The sequence below is a fragment of the Colwellia sp. MB3u-8 genome (assembly GCF_014076985.1).
Taxonomy (GTDB): domain Bacteria; phylum Pseudomonadota; class Gammaproteobacteria; order Enterobacterales; family Alteromonadaceae; genus Cognaticolwellia.
Genome location: NZ_JACGVA010000037.1, coordinates 208,946 through 226,842, shown reverse-complemented (window position 1 = coordinate 226,842; position 17,897 = coordinate 208,946). Strand labels below are relative to the sequence as shown.

Sequence of the window (17,897 nt, the reverse complement as noted above, 5' to 3'; positions counted from 1 at the left end):
TGTCGGGTGCCATGAAAAAAATGTTTCGTATGTTAGCAAAGCATGCGGCAACCATCGATACCATTATAACCGAGGGAGTACTTCCGCCTACTGAAGAAGCCCTGAAAGGTTTTGATGAACTTCACAATTATAATCTGGCTTTTGAAACCGCCTCAGGCAGTATAAGACTTAGCAGTGCCTTTCAAAATTTCTTAGAAAATGCGCTTAAAACAGAAAGAACACTGGCTATTAATTTGGATGTGGGTGGCTATTGGCGCAGTATTTTATTTAATATAAATCAATTAAACCACTCAAATACCCTGGGCGCTTACAGTGACAGCGATATGTATAAAAGACTGGTCATTGACGCTATCTATCAATTACTCGATGGTATAAACAACAACATACAAGAATTAAGAAACCGTATTGAAAATCAATTTGGTTATGTACATTCAATATCGGCAAAGCGTAAAGAAAACGAGCAAGCCATTGCAGAAGCAAGAACTCTTAGACAAGCGTTAAATATTATTGATGAAGCAGAACTATTGGAAAGGCCTATCACAGATTTACGACTGCGTTCCATTATTAATAACGACTTATTTGGTGGTAAACAAAGTGCGATTAAAGAACTCATTAATGCACTGACACTGATGCAAGCCTTGTTGATTGGCTTTAGAAAACTGGAAGGTAGAAGTAAACTTGTTAGGCAATTTAAACAATACTTCGACACAAAAACCGATCATGACTTTAGTGATCTTATCAGTGTTGAAGACATTAGCATGCCGCCAAACATCACCAACTTAGTTAAAGCAATGAACATCGATGTTTATCCTGACGAGTCGAGTTTACTAACCCGCAATGATTTAATCGATCTGGCACAATCGCTTAACTTAGAGGAAGGTGAACGCTTTAAAAAAGAAAGGGACAATAATTCTTCTCTTGATATGACACAAGACAATGTTGAAAAAGCAGTTGAAACACCCATAGGCGCAAAGTGGCTAGAAGATATACTGTTAGCGTTAATCAAAACACCAGGCGATAAAGTCTTAGTGAATAACATTTACCAACAACTACAACCTGAATGTAAACCGCAATTATTTTTAGATGCTATCTATACTGAAATTTTAAGATTACCCGCAGAAAAAAGTAAGTTTTTCATCTTTAAACCCCTGGGTAACTATTCAAAATCATTTAACGGTAACTTTGATATTAAAGATATTTCAATACACTTCAATCATTAACAAAATAAGGCTTCAGCATGCTTGTCGCCTAATTTACCAACACTATAAATCATAATTAATGAGTCAAGCTAATAGTATAGCGTCTTAAATTTCTGTTGATCTATTTATTCAGCAGAGCAGAAAATATTATCCAGTAAGCCCAATAACCACAGGTGTAACGGATTATTATTTGAGCGTTGATGCCAGGCAACAATAACGTCAAATTTTGGTGGGTTTTGTTCAATTTCTATCACGTCTAACTTAGGATCTGGTAATAGTCTCGATGGTAAAAATGCAATGGTGTTGGTCGCTTCAATAATGGTTGATGCAGCAGAGAAGCTAGGCACTGACATAAGTATATGTCTTTTTAATCCTTTTTTAGCAAACCAAGAGTCATGTGAGCCTTTTAAATTAGGTCTTGAAGGTGAGATAACAATTTGTGGCAGCTGCGCTAGTTCTAACAAGCTATATTTTTTCCCGCGATAAATTGAATTATTCCCTGTTACGCATACATGATGATCTTCAAATAAACGCTTGTTCGGGTAGTTGTCAGGAATAAACTCAGGAAAAGTAAACACAAGATCAAGCTCACCCGTCACCATCAGTTGATTTAAATTATCCGACTCAAAATCCCTGATGATCACTTTTAGGTTTGGCGCTAACGCATTCACTTGCGTTAATAACATGGGAAGAATGGTGACTAGAGCATAGTCCGATGAACTTATTTGTAATATTCCTGAAAGCTCAGCCGGGTTAAATTTTTCGCCGGTAATTAAGTTGTCGATATCCGCCAATATCTGATTTACCCGATGTTCCATCTTTTCTGCAACTTGCGTTGGAATTACGCCATTACTGGTGCGTATAAACATTTCATCATCAAAGGTATGTCTAATTTTTTTCAGTTGCTCACTAATCGCTTGTTGAGTTAAGCCCATAATATGAGCCACTTTTGACAAATTTCTTTCCTGAAGTAATAGCTGTAATACGCGCAGTTGTTTAATGTCTAGTCTATTAATACCACTCATTTTTGTATCTCTAACAAGTTTATATTGTTTTTATTTGTATTAAAGGAAGGTTAGCATACATCCCATCAAGTTAATTCGTTATTTACTGAACTTAATTGGACCTTATTATGCTATTGAATGCCGCAAATCAACATCAGCCGACCATTGCCGCTGAAATTAATTATATCAAGCCAAATATTGAAGCGATGTTTGATTTATCAACAGGAAAAAAAAGTGCCAACACACTTACCGAACAAGTGGATAAACGCGTGGTTAACATTGCGGATGCTCGTTTATTAACGAAAACTGCGACACTGAAAGAAGATGGTTTTGGTTTAGTTGCCAATAAATATCATGTGGCTGATTATTTTGATGACGCTGTGGTTAGCAGTGAACTTTATCCACAAATCGTCAAACACCTTATGCGCTTAACCAATGCCAGCAAAGGCGTGGTATTTGACCATACCATTCGTTCGGTTGAAGACAAGCTGCATCGCGCTGAAAAACGCTCTCCTATTCATACGGTACATAACGATTATGTCGCTAGCTCGGCACAAAATCGTTTAGATATTGAACTTGAAAAAAAGGGCTTAAAAGCGAGTGATTATCGTCGCTATCAATTTATTAATACTTGGATACCGTTAGTTGATGTGGTGTTAGACAGCCCACTTGCATTTGTGGATGCGCGCAGTATTACTTCAGAGCAATCACATTTACTTCAGGTTGCCTATCCTGATCGTGTTGGGGAAATTGAAGGTTTTAGTTATAACCCAAACAATCGTTGGTTTTATTTCTCTCGAATGACATCGAAAGAACAACTTAATTTTAAAGTATTTGATAGCGACGAAAGCAATGCAGTTAATCGAACTCCACATAGTGCTTTTTCACTGCCTTCGGTGGCTAAAAACGCGCAAAGTCGCGTCAGTATTGAGTTGAGAACTATTTTGTTATTCAACAAATAAATCAACTGAAATCATATTAACAATAGGCTGTGTGGAAATAACAAACTCTAGCCACGTACCTAGCAAATAGCACAAGAAATTTATAAATTAAGCACTTAGTGGTGCTAGTGATGTTGAAGAACAGTGACAGCATTGGAACTCATTTATTAATTACCGCTACGATTATATTAACTTTATTTTGGATTAGTAACGCATGACATTTTTACCTTTATTTAAAACAACAGAGCTTGGCCCTTATACCCTTAAGAATCGTATTGTTTTGCCACCATTAACACGTTCTAGAAGCTCTCAACCGGGAAATATTCCTAACCAGTTGATGGCTAATTACTATTCGCAACGTGCTGGCGCTGGCTTTATGGTCACTGAAGGCACTCAAATTGAACCAAGAGGGCAAGGTTATGCGTGGACACCCGGTATTCATAGTGCAGAGCAAATCAGAGCGTATTAAGAACGAATGGTCGTTAAACGACGTTGACCCAACAAGCATGTATGGCGGCACTGATAAAGGTTATACCGATTACCCTGTGTACGCTTTATAAGCCGTTTTTATAAAAGCGGGGCATGGATTAATGAGTCATTAACTGCTGGTTAAACTAACCCATTTATAAATTACTTTCTTGAAAAATTTTAGGATATAACAATGTTAAATTTCAGTTTTCAAAACCCAACCCGTATTCACTTTGGTGAAGGGCAAATTACCGCCATTTCACATGAGATCCCACTAGATGCAAGAGTTTTACTGGTTTATGGTGGTGGTTCAATTAAAAGTAATGGCGTATATCAACAAGTGAGTAATGCGCTTACAGAGCATACTTGGTTTGAATTTTCAGGTATCGAACCAAATCCAACCTATGACACTTTGATGCAAGCGCAAGCAATAATTAAAGCAGAGAGCATTGATTATTTACTCGCTGTTGGTGGCGGTTCAGTTGTTGATGGCGCTAAATTTATTGCCGCAGCTGCACTTTATGAAGGTAATAGTGAAGGTAATGACCCTTGGGATATTCTGGCGAAACAGCAAGCGTTGACAAAAGCATTGCCTATTGGCGCGGTATTAACGCTACCAGCTACCGGCTCTGAAAGTAACGGTAACTCTGTGGTAACACGTGATGGTAATAAGCTACCTTTCTCTAGTCCGTTAGTTCGTCCATTATTTGCTGTGTTAGACCCAAGTGTGACTTTGTCATTATCGGACCGTCAAATCAGCAATGGTGTGGTTGATGCTTTTATTCATACTATCGAGCAGTACTTAACTTACAGCGTAAATGGCAAGGTACAAGACCGTTTTAGTGAAGGTTTATTACAAACATTGATTGAAGAAGGACCAAAAGCGTTATCGCCAGCGACTAAAGGAGACTTAGCAGTTCGAGCTAATATCATGTGGTCGGCAACCATGGCGTTAAATGGTCTTATAGGAGCAGGTGTACCACAAGATTGGTCAACGCATATGATAGGTCATGAACTTACCGGTGCTTTTGGTATCGACCATGCGCGTACCCTCTCTATTGTATTGCCTGCGGTAATGAAAGTGCGTAAAGAGCAAAAACGTGAAAAGTTACTACAATATGCAGCACGCGTTTGGCAGATAACGGATGGTGATGACAACGCGCGTATCGATAAAGCGATTAGTTTAACTGAGGCATTTTTCGAAACAATGCAAGTACCCACACGTTTATCCCACGTTGATCTTGGTAGCAAAGATATCGACTTACTGATTGAACGATTAGAGCAACATGGTATGACGGCATTGGGCGAAAATGACGATATTACCTTAGCAATAAGCCGTGATATTTTAACTCAAGCATTGTAATGATTCATCATAATTAAGACAGGTATAAGTGGCGTGTGTATTACCTTAAAAGTTTCACACGCAGACTTTTTTAATACCTCTTAAAATTAGAACATAAAATTAGAACATAAAATTTAACAGATTACAGCTAATGTAATTTTAGGAAACCTTTCATGCCAACACTTACCTCCTATAACCCAATTAATCGATCGCCTTTGGGTGATGTACCTATTTGCGAGCCTGCAGATATTCCGGCTATCGTTCTACGTGCGAAGCAGGCGCAAAAATCTTGGGCAGCATTATCCCTTGATGAGCGTCAACAAATAGTCGTTCAGGCTTATGAGTGCCTTACTGCAATAGAAGATCAGTTAACATTATTGATCGGTAAAGAAATGGGTAAAGATCACCGTAGAGCAAGTTATGAAGTGGCTGGAACCGTTCAAAATGCCGCTTATTTTACCCAGGAAATAGCGCAAGCGCTAAAGACTGAATCAATGGGACCTAATGCTGAAATACAATATCGACCATTAGGCGTTGTTGCTGTGATCTCACCTTGGAATTATCCATTAGCTATGGCGAATAACTTGTTGTTGCCTGCACTCGTTGCTGGTAATAGTGTGGTATTAAAGCCGTCTGAAGAAACGCCTCTGGTTGCCGAGCTTTTTGTTAAAACGTTAAATAAAGTGTTACCTGAAGGTGTGTTACAAATCGCACAGGGTAATGCAGAAACCGGTAAGGCGTTAGTTAATAGCGAGATCAATATGGTCGCGTTCACCGGCTCATTAGCTGCAGGCAAACATATTATGGCCAGTGCGGCATCAGGACTAAAACGTTTAGTCATGGAGTTAGGAGGTAATGACCCTCTTATTGTAATGGCAAGTGCTGATATTGATGAGGCAGTTCAGTTTGCGGTGGCAAGCTCTTTTGAAAATACGGGGCAAATGTGTACCTCTACTGAGCGCATTTATGTTGATGAACGTATAGCTGATGAGTTTGAGCAAAAAGTCGTCGCTTTAGCTCGCCGATATCGAGCGGGTGCTTGGGATCAAAGCCATGCCAATATTGGACCTATGGTTAACCCTCAGCAGCATGAAAATGTACTCTCTCAACTAAAAGATGCTCATGTTAAAGGGGCAACATTCTTATTAGGAACGCATCATTATGAACTACCTTTTATACAGCCTACAGTCGTGACAAATATCACACCCGATATGCAGCTAGAGAAAGATGAAACCTTTGGTCCTGTTGTTGCCATAAGTCGTTTTAAGCAATTATCTGAAGCGGTTGAACGTGCCAATGCCAGTGCTTACGGCTTAGGTGCTGTGGTTTTTGGTGGCGCTGGAGCAGATAAAGTTGCGCAACAAATGGAAGCTGGCATGGTAGGAGTCAACCAAGGTGCTGGCGGCATTGGACCTTGGGTCGGTGCAAAACAAAGTGGTTTTGGTTTTCATGGTACTGCGGCTGGACATCGTCAGTTTGCGCAAGTACGCGTTATTAGTAAATAAGTCAGTAAATAAGTCAGTATTTAATGGAGTAAACAATGAATACAAAAAAAGATACAGTCGCCGATTTTTTTGTCGCTGCTTTAGAACCCGGTGCCGAGCATCTCGCTTTACCTGCATGGGGTAACCGCCATATGAATGCGGCACACTTAGATGAACATTATGACGTCAGTCATATTAAACGACACGAGTTGGATAAAGTGCCGGGTGCATTTCAGTTGTTAAATGTTTTGGCAAAAGATGAATGTAAACGATTGATCGCGATTAGTGAAGCGTTAGGTTATCTGCCCGATGCTGCGGTTTCTTTACCGCGCAGTGTTCGACATAACGACAGCTTGACTTGGATTGTTGATGAACAAACCGATGGGATTATTTGGCAACGCATCTCGCATTTAATGGATGACCGACAAGCTATTTTTTCTGGCAATAAAGCCTTGGGTATCAATGCGCGTTTTCGATTTTATCGTTATAACCCTGAGGATTATTTTAAACCGCATTCTGATGGTTCTTGGCCGGGTAGTCGTATTATTAATAATGAGCTAGTCGCTAATGCTTATCCTGACCGTTATAGCCAAATGAGCTTTTTAATACTATTAAGTGAAGGCTTCGAAGGTGGTGAAACACGTTTCATGGTCAATGCGGATGATCCTACTAAACCGACAACAGCGGGGGGTAAGGTTAGTCATGTTGATATTCGAACCCCTGCTGGCAGTATATTGTGCTTTCCGCATGGCATGCATCCTTTAAGTTACATACACAGTTCAGTGCCGATTAGTGAGGGAGTTAAATATATAATCCGTAGTGATGTTTTATTTGAGTTGTGAAGTCACATAGTTAATTTGGTCATCTACTAGCAAGTGGGGTAGCAGCTTAGAGAAGAACGTAGAGGGCTCAAACCCAAGGCTGCACCGCTGACTGCCGAACAAATATTAGCTAAAATGGGTAGCTGACCATTATACGCGTTAAGCGCAAGCTAGCTATTGGCCGCTCTTTAGGTCAACTGATCGCTAAAATTTAACATGAGGTTTGTAATGGTCAACTAACACTGGAAAGATTTTAAGCTATAAATTATTCCAGTTTCATTAAACCATTACAGCCCGCACTATCCTATCAAAATAAGAGTCGTTCAGAGCCAGTGAACTTACGATCAAAAACAATTATATATATCCATACAGCAAGTATTAAGCCAATAGTATTGACTTGCCTAGCAAGGAACAATAGAATTAATTTATTGTATGGTTTTAATAAGGGCAACGTCTACCTAAAACTTTAAAACGCAAAAAACTACCGGTCTAAAGCGTTTAACGTTATGGCAGCGGAGTTACCTAAACCGGCAAAGGTACCTGACAATACTAGTTTCTTGAACAAGACAATTCAAATTATCCACATTATTCAAATTATTCTGGAACCAACAATATATGCCATTTCATTGTATAAAATATCATGCCCTTGTGTTTTTTATCTTACTAGTGTCAACGCCAAATCATGCTGTGGTTAGTGACAAATTAACCCGCGCTATATAGTTCAGCTTAAGTCAGTCCCTCTGTTAAAATGTTCTTCACACCATGGTTAAATGTTTTAGGATCAGTTTGATTTTAAACCTTGATTGTTATCGATTTCCCAAGGATATTCACAATGAAAAAAATGATATTAATTACAGTTTGTATCATGTTTGCTATAGCAGCAGTAACGAGTATAACCGCGACCTATTTTATCTCAAATCAAGAGATAGATAATATTATCTTAAAAAAATCCCAAGCGCAGGCTGCTTTAATCGCAAACAATGTTGCGTATGTGTTGCGCACATCTTCGAAACCCTTGCATGATTTACAAGCATTAATGACCTCTCTCAAAGAACGGCCAGATATTTCCTACGCAGTGGTTATTGATAAAAACATTACAGCCATCGCACATAGCGATAAACAAAAATTAGGTAAAATTTATAAAGACAGTTATACCCTCGAGGGGGCAAGCAAAGGAAAGTCACAATTTTCGAAATGGTATGCAGAAATACAGCAAGTTTGGGTCTACGATATTATGGTTCCTGTTCATGTTGATGGTGAGCTCTTTGGTGCTTTTGATATAGGTATTCCTATCACAGAAGTAAGTGAAGCGGTTGAGGATATTATGTTGACTCTGTTGATCTCAATCCTAGTCATCTTTGTAATATGTGTATGCGTACTTGTTTTGTTATTGGCTAGATTTGTTAAACCACTTTCGGGCTTGCAAAAAGCATTACAAGACATCTCTAAAGGAGATGGTGATCTTACCGTTAGATTACCCGTACAAGGCTCAGATGAGATAGCCAAGATCGCTTCTGATTTTAATATATTTGTAAATAACATCAATAAGATAATTTCTAAAACAGTCCAAACAGGTATAGATTTAGCTCGCTCAGCGACAGAAATTCGCAGTCAATCTTTGCAAGCGCTATCAAGAGGTGAAGAGCAAAGTGGTCAATCTTTAGTCGTCGTAACCTCTATGTCTCAAATGATAGCGACTATTAATGACATATCTCACAATGCCACTAGTGCGGTAGATTCAGCACAAAAAGCGAATAACGGGATCCAGAGGGGGCGACAAACGCTACAAGAATCTATTATGACGATTAATAATCTTGGCGATGAGATGACAGATATGTCATTGGTGATCACCTCGCTAGCGAAAAAAACGCAGTCTATAGGTTCTATACTGGACGTTATTAGAAGCATTTCAGCACAAACTAATCTTCTTGCACTCAATGCTGCGATTGAGGCCGCTCGAGCAGGGGATGCTGGACGAGGGTTTAGTGTGGTGGCCGATGAAGTAAGAAGTCTTGCGAGTAAAACAGCATCGTCTACAGATGAAATCCAAACAATGATCGACCAGTTACAAAATGAAGCAAAAAATGCAGTAATTGCGATGGATAGTAGTAAGTCTCTCGCAGTCGACAGCGCTAAAACAACGCAAAATGCTCAGGAAATGCTTGACGATATATCAGAACAAGTATCAATGATACTTGATGTGAATACGCAAGTTGCAACCGCCACTGGCCAGCAGTCAAGTGTTGCCAATGAAATTAATGTCAATATGGATACCGTTGACAGCTCTGTTAAAGAAGGCTTAAATGCGAGCTATGAGTTAGAAAAAACCAGCAAACAATTAGAGGAGCTTGCGCTCGCTTTAGATCACCATGTTGGATCTTTCAAAATATAATATTACCCTCATGACCTACATGAAGCACGCTCTTACGCACGTATGAATGGATGCGTAAGAGCAGTGATTTAGCCCCTTTGTTATTTCAGTCCTAGTTGGTGTCTGTCCCTCAAAAATGGGCTTTTGCAATAGCACAGCTTAGTAAAAAACTCACTTCTATCAAAGAGTATTTCTTCAGGTATTCAAGGTAGGAGTTTGGGTATAACTATTCCGAAGTGTTAAGTCTCTTTAAAAGCTAATGTCTCGAATGTGCCTTCCTGACATTCCAGCTAAAAATCTTGCCATATATTTTCTAATGAATTAACTACTGCCTAAACGCTGTGACGCCCTGTTATATGGAAGTCAGTATGATTTTTCGAGGTGTGTTACTAAGACGTCTTATTAACACAGTATTTATTATAATAAACACTAAGAAAATCCACTTAACCATCTGAATTTAATGGTTTTTATTTATTTTTTTTGTTCAGGTTGTATTACTGAGAGGTCTTAGTAACACGCCTTAATATACATGTGATTTAGCATTACTAGTTTCTAATACTTTGAAAGTATGGGACATTAATGTTAATTTAATGTTATTTATGATGCGTATGTTACTAAGACGTATACATAATAAGTTGTTATATGCTTTTCTAACATTGGAGTATCATTTACATGGAATCTCATTTAAAAATTATAGAAGCTTTAGCTAACGGAATTGATCCGTTAACAGGTGAGGTACTTCCTAGTGATTCGCTTCATAATAACCCTGAAATAATAAGGTCTCTTTTTGCTATAATCGATCATATAAAGAGTTCTTCAATTAAACAGCCTAAAATAAAGAAAACGCTTGGGCAAAAGCGAGATGAAAATATTAAAAAAGGCTTACCTGAAAATGCAGGGCTACCTTGGAACGACGACCAACGAGATAATCTAACTGAGCAATTCAAATCTGACGTTTCTCGTGAAGAGCTCGCTGAATTGCATGGTCGTACAAAGGGAGCTATTACCTCAGAGCTTAAAAAACTTGGTCTAATTGAAGATTAACAAGCATATAACAAGCTGTTCAAGCGGGACAAATTACAGGGCGTTATACGCTAGGTGAAAATCAACCATATGGAGGTGCTCTTTGAAACCTGAGTTAAGTATTAAGCTGGATTACCTACAAGATCGTAAAAATCCGGCAGAAATATTCGATGCTATGTCTCTCTATATAAATGCATATAGAGACTTTGGGCAGCTGATGACCAATTCTATTGGTATTAAAGGCGACTTTGACTTTCAGTTAAACGCAATTGAGAGTGGTTCTACCTTAAGTAAACTATCTTCATTACCTGGCAAGTTAGATGCAATATTTGAAGCTGCATGCTACAAGTCAGGAAATAGTACTTTTGAAGAACTAATAAGTATCGATGAAACTGAAACCGAGCAACAAGTTGAGGAATTAGCCCTTAATATTGAAACCTCATTAGCTACTAATATCCCTAATCAAATTGCAGACCCTCATATAGATAGGCAAAATTTAGCTCATGTATTGAAAGCATTTTCTTCTGCAAATGAAAAAATAAAAAGTGGCGAAAGTGTTATTTTTAAATCATCAAATGATTCGCAAAAAGAATGTAGGATGAATACTAGTTGGCGATTTACTGGAAATCCTAAAGAGATGTTTCAAGGTTCTACTGAAAGTCATGATAGTAGGCTTAAGCTGATTGCAAAGATCTCGGTAAATGAGGGGAATTCTGTTTGGACATTTAGGTGCGAAAGGATTAAACAACCATTTTCAGCGAGAATAATCCATAAAGAATGGCTTGAAAAATATCAAAGAGGTTTAATCCAACCTGTTGGACCTAAAGATATTATGGATGCACATGTCTCTTATGACATATACACTCCTCCTAAAGGAAAGGGTGAGCCTGTAATTCGTAACGCCAAAATAAAAGAAGTAACTGAAATCAAAAGGAATACGGTTTATCAGCATGAACTCAGCTCTTTCTAAAAATCAGAGAAAAGTAATTTATGCTGATTTAAAAACAGAATTTCTATATATAGCTATTCCATTCTGCCTGCTAATTGGGGTGAAAAGTTATATGGGAGATTGGCGAGATATATTTATGGTTGCAGACTGGGCTCTAGCTTCATGTATTATTTTTGGTCAAATCACTTCAAAAGTATCTAAGGCTGTAGCGAACTCTAAATTAACTACAAGCCAAGAACATTTTGGCCTTTATACAGCTAAAAGGTTCTTTTTGGTTGTGATAGCATCAGCAGTATATTTCGGTATGTTGGTCTTGCCGAGCTTCAAGTTAGGGATATTTCAAATATTTTTATTCTTTGTTGCTAGCTATTTTCATTTTTCTGATGGCTTTACTACTGCGATGTTGCAAAAAGCGTATAACAAGCAAATCAACAAGGACACGTAACAGTTGGCTACGTTTCGCTTCGCTACACAATGATAGCCCACTATTACTTAGCCTGTTATTTGGGCGTTAAATTTACTCAAAAATTTAGCTCACTTAATAAGGTGAGTATTATGTTTACTAAAAGGATATTTAGGATGTTAAACAAAAGCTCTATTTTACTAATTTCAACTCTTTTAATTACTGGTGGTTGTGCCTCACCAGGTCCAATGCAAACTATGATGGGCCCAATGAAGACACCTGCTTTTGATCCTGTGATTTTAGATACGGTAAAGGATAGCTCAGAAAAAGTTCACTTTAAGGAGTGGACAACTATGTATGAAAATAAAGAGCTACAGCAGTGGGGTGTTTTTTTTATTACAGATAATGGTGCCTATATGGCTGAATGGGATGTTAGGGGTTATGAATATAATCTCAGATATAAACTTCCTGCCAAAGAACTTAATACTGTTTCAGATGATATGGTTGTTCGGGATATGTGGCCAGATTCAAACCTTTTAATTCTTAAAGACAAAAGTGGCCATGAAGTTGGTTTTGCATTAAATGGAAAAAATGCGGCACGTGCTATTCTCAAGGAAATCAGTGCTAAGTAAATATAAGTCACTTAAAAGGACAAGTAATACTCCTGCGTCGCTTAATTTTAACCAACTATCATTTGCCTCTTAGTGGGACGTTGAGGCTGTAGAATAACTAATCTAGCCAAAATCACTAATTTTTTGTGTTCCTGTATCACGCTGTAGACGATTTATTCGATATAGGTAATGCATTTGGTACCCCGATTTTTAGGGGGAATTCATAATAAACGAGTTATTCTACAAGCTCGTTAGACAGGGAGTAATATAGATGATTGAAAGATTCGTAGAAAAAATCCCTTCGAACCTTAAGAAAAGGTCTGGTTCTGTTTTCTATTCAGGTGTAGATGCTTTTACAGGAAATAAAGATCTTTATATATTAGGCCTAAACCCAGGTGGTTCGCCTGAAGAACAGTCCGATGAAACTGTAGATAGCAGCATTCAGCATATCATGGAAAATGAAACCAATAATTGGTCTGCTTATAGGGATCAATCATGGCAAGGAGCGAAGCCAGGGACTTGGAAAATGCAACCAAGAGTCCTCCACTTGCTTGATAATTTGAATCTTAATCCTGGTGAGGTTCCTTCTAGTAATGTTATTTTTGTTCGCTCAGCGCGTGAAAGTAATATCAGTAATGAAGTTAGTGATTTAATAGAGCAATGCTGGCCATTTCATTCTGCTGTAATAGAAGAATTAGGCCCAAAGGCAATTCTCTGTTTTGGTAAAACTGCTGGGCAGCATCTTAAAAAGAAACTTGGTGCTAATAAACTAATTGATGAATTTGTTGAGACAAATAATAGAAAATGGAAAAGTCAGACTTTTATTAATAATGATGGTGTAAAAGTTATAGTCGCAACTCATCCTAGTATTGCCGATTGGACCGCTCCTGATACAGACCCATCAAATATGATACGGCGAGTCATAGCAAGTAATGCCTAAAAATACCTGCAATATGACAGCTAAAACTGTCATATTTTTTCGTTGAGGTGGGCGTTCAGGCATTAGAGTAAGTAATTCAGCCAAAATCACTAAATTTTTGTGTTCCTGTATCGCGCTGTAGATGATTTACTCGATATAGGTAATGCACAATTCATCATAAACGAGTTATTCTACAAGCTCGTTATACATTCAAGGATAGATCGGCGTAATGAAAAATTGTTTTCTTTTATTATCGTTATTATTAGTGTCGTGCACAGATACTATAGGTGACCAAGTTATTGAGTCAGAATGCTTCCCTAGTTTTAAAGTAACTCCGTTAGACTTATTCTCATCATTACCTAATGATCAAGATGCTTTTGTTTGGCTATTAACTGGAGAAGGGAATGGCGATGACTATAAGATGGATAATGGAATTGTTGGTTACCTCATGCCTGAAAATATTACCATGTCCATGAAAAATATAGATAACAGTCATGAATTTACTGTTACAGGCAGAGTACTAAAAAACTGGCCTAATTGGGGGGAGTCTAATATCGGTGGAAGTAAAAGGGATATAAGTTTAGAGTTATCCGATGGTAAAAATAAATACCTGTTAATGGAAATGTTCATTAATCCAGAGCTTAAAGATAATCTTCCAGAGCGTTGTTCTTTTAGTACGTAGAATGTATAAACTGTTAAACAAGGACAAAAACAGTTGGTTGTTTTCAACATTTTAACCAACTATTTTATTGCCTGTTAACAAGGCGTCTAGCAGTGTTCTTATGACACGACCCGAGTGAGATACATAGGTAAAAAAACACACAGGACACACGCGGCTCAAAAAGCCTGAAAAGTTTAAAATGTGGAGTGGGAGTCCTCCAAAATGTCATGACTGGTGTCCTCCAATGTCATCAGCAAAATTTTTATCTTGTTGTTTATGAGTTGGTAATTTTTCATTACACTTATGGCGTTGACGAGGAAAAATTAAAAATTAAAATAAAGGTGATTTGTCCTCAGCTCTCCTAAATTTCTTGATTTTGTTAAATATTGATTGCATGAGCGGTTTGATTTGAGGCATTCTAGGCTAAAAAATACATAAGGGAGGTATAGTGAAAACACTGATAGTTGTAATTTTATGGGTACTTTCGCCTTTGGCAATAGCATCAATTCCTCCCTATGATGCAAATGATGACATTCATCACGCTTGCAAAAAATCACCTACTCTCTGTTTAGAAAAAATAAGTAAACATTTAAATAATACCTCACCCAAAAGCCGCGTCTGGTTTGAATACAAGCTGTATCAAATGGAATCGCTATTTCAATTGGTTCGCATGGCCGAATTAAAAGAGCAAACAGCTCCTTGGGTTGATCGGGACGATGTGCCACTTAAGTTCAAAATCAAGGTTTATATCTATTATGCGAAGGCGGTCTGGGCGGAAGGGCAAAAAGAACGGGCACATCACTACTTAAATAGCGCGATAGAGACATTGTCTTTGGTGCATCAAACTTTGTCAGACCCTATGTTGGTTGTTCAAATAGCAAATGCTCTGAATAGTTTAGGAGAATATCAACAAGGCTATGACATGTTGCAGGCGCTAGATAAGCAATATTTAAAACGTAACAATGCGCTATTTAAACTGGAACTGTATGAAAATATTGGTCATTTTTCATTATCTTTGGGGAAATTGGACGAGCATATTTTGTATCGCAAAAAATCTGTATTTTGGGCCAAGTTAAACTCCAATCAACAACGACTTGCTGTTGCAATCTACAATTTGGCGCGCGCTCATCAAAAAATCCAAGCTTATCCTCAGGCGATCGAATACTTTGATCAAGCCGAAAAAATTGCGCACTCTGTGTCAGATCATTATGTAGTGGAAATGACAAAATATCGCAAGGTTGAAATGGCATTAGAGCGTGGTGATATCAGCCAAGCCAAACACTATTTTCAATTAGTTGATGTAAATGTTATTGGGGCTGATTTTTCTGCTCAGTTAAGTGAGATGTTGATAAAAATAAATCAGTAGTATGCCAGTAAAAATTTAACTAATTACAGTACAGTCCCTAGAATAAAAAGTTCACATGATAAGGAAAAATAAAATTAAGGCCGTTATTGTTAGTTCATTGCTGGCAGCGGTTCCTAGTATCCATGCGTCAGAAATACCCCCCTTATTGCTAAGGATTATAAAGAATATTTAGCTCCACTTTGGGATTATTTTCTTAGAAACCCTGAACTATCTTTGATGGAACATCAGACGGCTAAACGACTGGCAGAAGAAATTCGCTCCGTGGGGTTTGAAGTAACGGAAGGTGTTGGTGGTACGGGTATTGTCGGTATTATGACAAATGGACCCGGTCCTATGATCATGGTGCGTGCAGAGATGGGCGGTTTGCCTGTTAAAGAACTGTCAGGTTTACCTAATGCTTCCACTATTATGATGAAAGACTGGAATGGCGAATCGTTATTGCACTCAATGCTGCGATTGAGGCCGCTCGAGCAGGGGATGCTGGACGAGGGTTTAGTGTGGTGGCCGATGAAGTAAGAAGTCTTGCGAGTAAAACAGCATCGTCTACAGATGAAATCCAAACAATGATCGACCAGTTACAAAATGCTCAGGAAATGCTTGACGATATATCAGAACAAGTATCAATGATACTTGATGTGAATACACAAGTTGCAACCGCCACTGGCCAGCAGTCAAGTGTTGCCAATGAAATTAATGTCAATATGGATACCGTCGACAGTCTATAGGTAGTGGGTATGGCTGATAAGTTGACTGTAATAAAAAAACCCTCAATTGAGGGTTTTTTAGTTTTGCATGATACTAACTTAGAAAGCCGCGTTATTAGGCGTTCTTGGGAAAGGGATCACGTCACGCACGTTTTGCATGCCCGTTGCATAAACGACCAAACGCTCAAAACCTAAACCAAAGCCTGAATGTGGCACTGTGCCGTAACGACGTAAATCACGATACCAGCTGTAATCTGCTGGATCTAAATTCATTTCCGCTAAGCGTTTGTCTAACACATCTAAACGTTCTTCACGTTGGCTACCACCAATGATTTCGCCAATACCGGGTGCTAAAATATCCATAGCCGCAACGGTTTTGCCATCGTCATTTAAACGCATGTAGAATGACTTAATGTCTTTCGGATAGTTTTGTAACACTACCGGACCATTAAAATGCTCTTCAGCTAAATAACGTTCGTGCTCTGAGTTTAAATCAACGCCCCAAGCCACTTTGTTTTCAAACTTCTTACCACAGTTTTCTAAAATGGTAATCGCGTCAGTGTAATCTAAACGCACAAAGTCGTTGTTGATCACTGAGTTTAAACGCTCTACTACCGTTTTATCGACACGTTGTTCAAAGAAAGCCATATCGTCTGCGCGTTCATCAAGCACGGCTTGAAAAACATACTTCAACATTTCTTCAGCAAGATCAGCGGCATCAGAAAGATCGGCGAAAGCAATTTCGGGCTCGATCATCCAAAATTCAGCTAAATGGCGAGTCGTATTTGAATTTTCAGCACGGAATGTTGGGCCAAAGGTATACACTTTAGACAGCGCACAACAATAAGTTTCAACATTTAACTGACCTGAAACGGTTAGGAAAGTTTCTTTACCAAAAAAGTCTTGGTTGTAATCCACTTTGCCTTGATCATTTAACGGTAAGTTTTCCATATCAAGCGTACTAACACGGAACATTTCACCCGCGCCTTCACAGTCACTACCGGTAATTAATGGTGTGCTGATCCAAAAGTAACCTTTGCTATGTAAAAAACGATGTACTGCTTGTGCCAAGGTATTGCGCACACGTGCTACTGCGCCACCTATATTAGTACGTGGACGTAAATGTGCTTGTTCACGTAAAAACTCGATACTATGGCGCTTTGCTGCCATTGGGTAGGTATCAGGGTCTTCAACAAGGCCTAACACTTCTACCTGTTCTGCTTGGAGCTCAAACGACTGACCTTTACCTGGAGATTCAACTAAAATACCGGTAACTTTTACTGCAGCACCTGTAGTAAGTTTTAATATATCAGTCTGATAATTATCCAAATTGCTCGGAGCAATTGCTTGAATAGCGTCAAAACATGAACCATCATGTACCGCTAAAAATGAAATACCTGCTTTTGAATCACGACGTGTGCGGATCCAACCATGGATAGTAATTGATTCATTAACAGGATATTTTCCTGCCAAGATATCAGTAATGGCAATGACTGACATTTACAAACCTCTTTTTTGTCAAAAATGTACTCAAATTTTAAGGGGTGCTATGTTACCTTGCTTGTAAGGTTTAACAAGTAAAAATTTTTAAATCGGGTCTTTATAAAAAAATAACGTGAAATTAGGGATGA

The 17,897-nt window shown here is 38.4% G+C and carries 16 protein-coding genes, 2 pseudogenes and 1 riboswitch; of the genes and pseudogenes, 16 read left to right on the top strand and 2 right to left on the bottom strand.

Annotation, left to right across the window (positions count from 1 at the left end; all coding sequences use genetic code 11):
- Positions 1-11: 11 nt before the first annotated feature.
- The gene (locus tag H4J54_RS03385; RefSeq protein WP_182189544.1) at positions 12-1,220 is read left to right on the top strand and encodes a hypothetical protein; all 1,209 of its coding nucleotides are present in this window, start codon (positions 12-14) and stop codon (positions 1,218-1,220) included.
- A gap of 104 nt (positions 1,221-1,324) precedes the next feature.
- Here H4J54_RS03385 and H4J54_RS03380 read toward each other — a convergent pair whose 3' ends face one another.
- Positions 1,325-2,224, bottom strand: coding sequence for a LysR family transcriptional regulator (locus H4J54_RS03380; protein ID WP_182189543.1), 900 nt, complete (start codon positions 2,222-2,224; stop codon positions 1,325-1,327).
- A gap of 107 nt (positions 2,225-2,331) precedes the next feature.
- Between H4J54_RS03380 and H4J54_RS03375 the strand changes: the two genes are divergently transcribed.
- From H4J54_RS03375 to H4J54_RS19655, 15 genes and pseudogenes are all read left to right on the top strand, one after another.
- Positions 2,332-3,165: a CmcJ/NvfI family oxidoreductase gene (locus H4J54_RS03375; RefSeq protein ID WP_182189542.1), complete on the top strand. Its 834-nt coding sequence runs from the start codon at positions 2,332-2,334 to the stop codon at positions 3,163-3,165.
- A gap of 193 nt (positions 3,166-3,358) precedes the next feature.
- Positions 3,359-3,610, top strand: a pseudogene (locus H4J54_RS03370) (alkene reductase); the annotation flags it as partial.
- A 195-nt stretch (positions 3,611-3,805) separates the two neighbouring features.
- On the top strand, positions 3,806-4,975 hold the full coding sequence (locus H4J54_RS03365) for an iron-containing alcohol dehydrogenase (RefSeq protein ID WP_182189541.1): 1,170 nt from the start codon (positions 3,806-3,808) through the stop codon (positions 4,973-4,975).
- A 152-nt stretch (positions 4,976-5,127) separates the two neighbouring features.
- Complete coding sequence (locus H4J54_RS03360) at positions 5,128-6,459, top strand: aldehyde dehydrogenase (RefSeq protein ID WP_182189540.1); 1,332 nt, start codon at positions 5,128-5,130, stop codon at positions 6,457-6,459.
- A gap of 35 nt (positions 6,460-6,494) precedes the next feature.
- Positions 6,495-7,280, top strand: coding sequence for a 2OG-Fe(II) oxygenase (locus H4J54_RS03355; protein ID WP_182189539.1), 786 nt, complete (start codon positions 6,495-6,497; stop codon positions 7,278-7,280).
- 415 nt (positions 7,281-7,695) lie between these two features.
- A riboswitch (cyclic di-GMP riboswitch) is annotated at positions 7,696-7,785 on the top strand.
- A 306-nt stretch (positions 7,786-8,091) separates the two neighbouring features.
- Positions 8,092-9,651: a methyl-accepting chemotaxis protein gene (locus H4J54_RS03350; protein WP_182189538.1), complete on the top strand. Its 1,560-nt coding sequence runs from the start codon at positions 8,092-8,094 to the stop codon at positions 9,649-9,651.
- Positions 9,652-10,302: 651 nt separating this feature from the next.
- A complete protein-coding gene (locus H4J54_RS03345; protein ID WP_182189537.1) occupies positions 10,303-10,674 on the top strand; it encodes a hypothetical protein in 372 nt (123 codons plus the stop codon).
- A gap of 82 nt (positions 10,675-10,756) precedes the next feature.
- A complete protein-coding gene (locus H4J54_RS03340) occupies positions 10,757-11,623 on the top strand; it encodes a hypothetical protein (protein WP_182189536.1) in 867 nt (288 codons plus the stop codon).
- Positions 11,604-12,047 (top strand): hypothetical protein, encoded by a 444-nt coding sequence (locus H4J54_RS03335; protein ID WP_182189535.1) that lies wholly within the window; start codon positions 11,604-11,606, stop codon positions 12,045-12,047. Before H4J54_RS03340 ends, H4J54_RS03335 begins: the two co-directional genes overlap by 20 nt.
- A gap of 134 nt (positions 12,048-12,181) precedes the next feature.
- Complete coding sequence (locus H4J54_RS03330; protein WP_182189534.1) at positions 12,182-12,637, top strand: hypothetical protein; 456 nt, start codon at positions 12,182-12,184, stop codon at positions 12,635-12,637.
- 250 nt (positions 12,638-12,887) lie between these two features.
- Entirely contained in the window at positions 12,888-13,556 is a 669-nt protein-coding gene (locus H4J54_RS03325; RefSeq protein WP_182189533.1) for a uracil-DNA glycosylase family protein, read from the top strand.
- Positions 13,557-13,764: 208 nt separating this feature from the next.
- Positions 13,765-14,217, top strand: coding sequence for a hypothetical protein (locus H4J54_RS03320; protein ID WP_182189532.1), 453 nt, complete (start codon positions 13,765-13,767; stop codon positions 14,215-14,217).
- A gap of 427 nt (positions 14,218-14,644) precedes the next feature.
- Entirely contained in the window at positions 14,645-15,562 is a 918-nt protein-coding gene (locus tag H4J54_RS03315; protein ID WP_182189531.1) for a hypothetical protein, read from the top strand.
- 216 nt (positions 15,563-15,778) lie between these two features.
- Positions 15,779-16,078 carry a hypothetical protein gene (locus tag H4J54_RS19660; RefSeq protein WP_182189530.1) on the top strand — a complete coding sequence of 100 codons (300 nt, stop codon included), beginning with the start codon at positions 15,779-15,781 and terminating at the stop codon, positions 16,076-16,078.
- Positions 15,997-16,281 (top strand): annotated as a pseudogene (locus H4J54_RS19655) (methyl-accepting chemotaxis protein); the annotation flags it as partial. The gene H4J54_RS19660 and the pseudogene H4J54_RS19655, both read left to right, overlap by 82 nt.
- Before the next feature lie 84 nt (positions 16,282-16,365).
- Here H4J54_RS19655 and asnS read toward each other — a convergent pair.
- The gene (gene asnS / locus H4J54_RS03300; protein WP_182189529.1) at positions 16,366-17,766 is read right to left on the bottom strand and encodes an asparagine--tRNA ligase; all 1,401 of its coding nucleotides are present in this window, start codon (positions 17,764-17,766) and stop codon (positions 16,366-16,368) included.
- Positions 17,767-17,897: the final 131 nt, after the last annotated feature.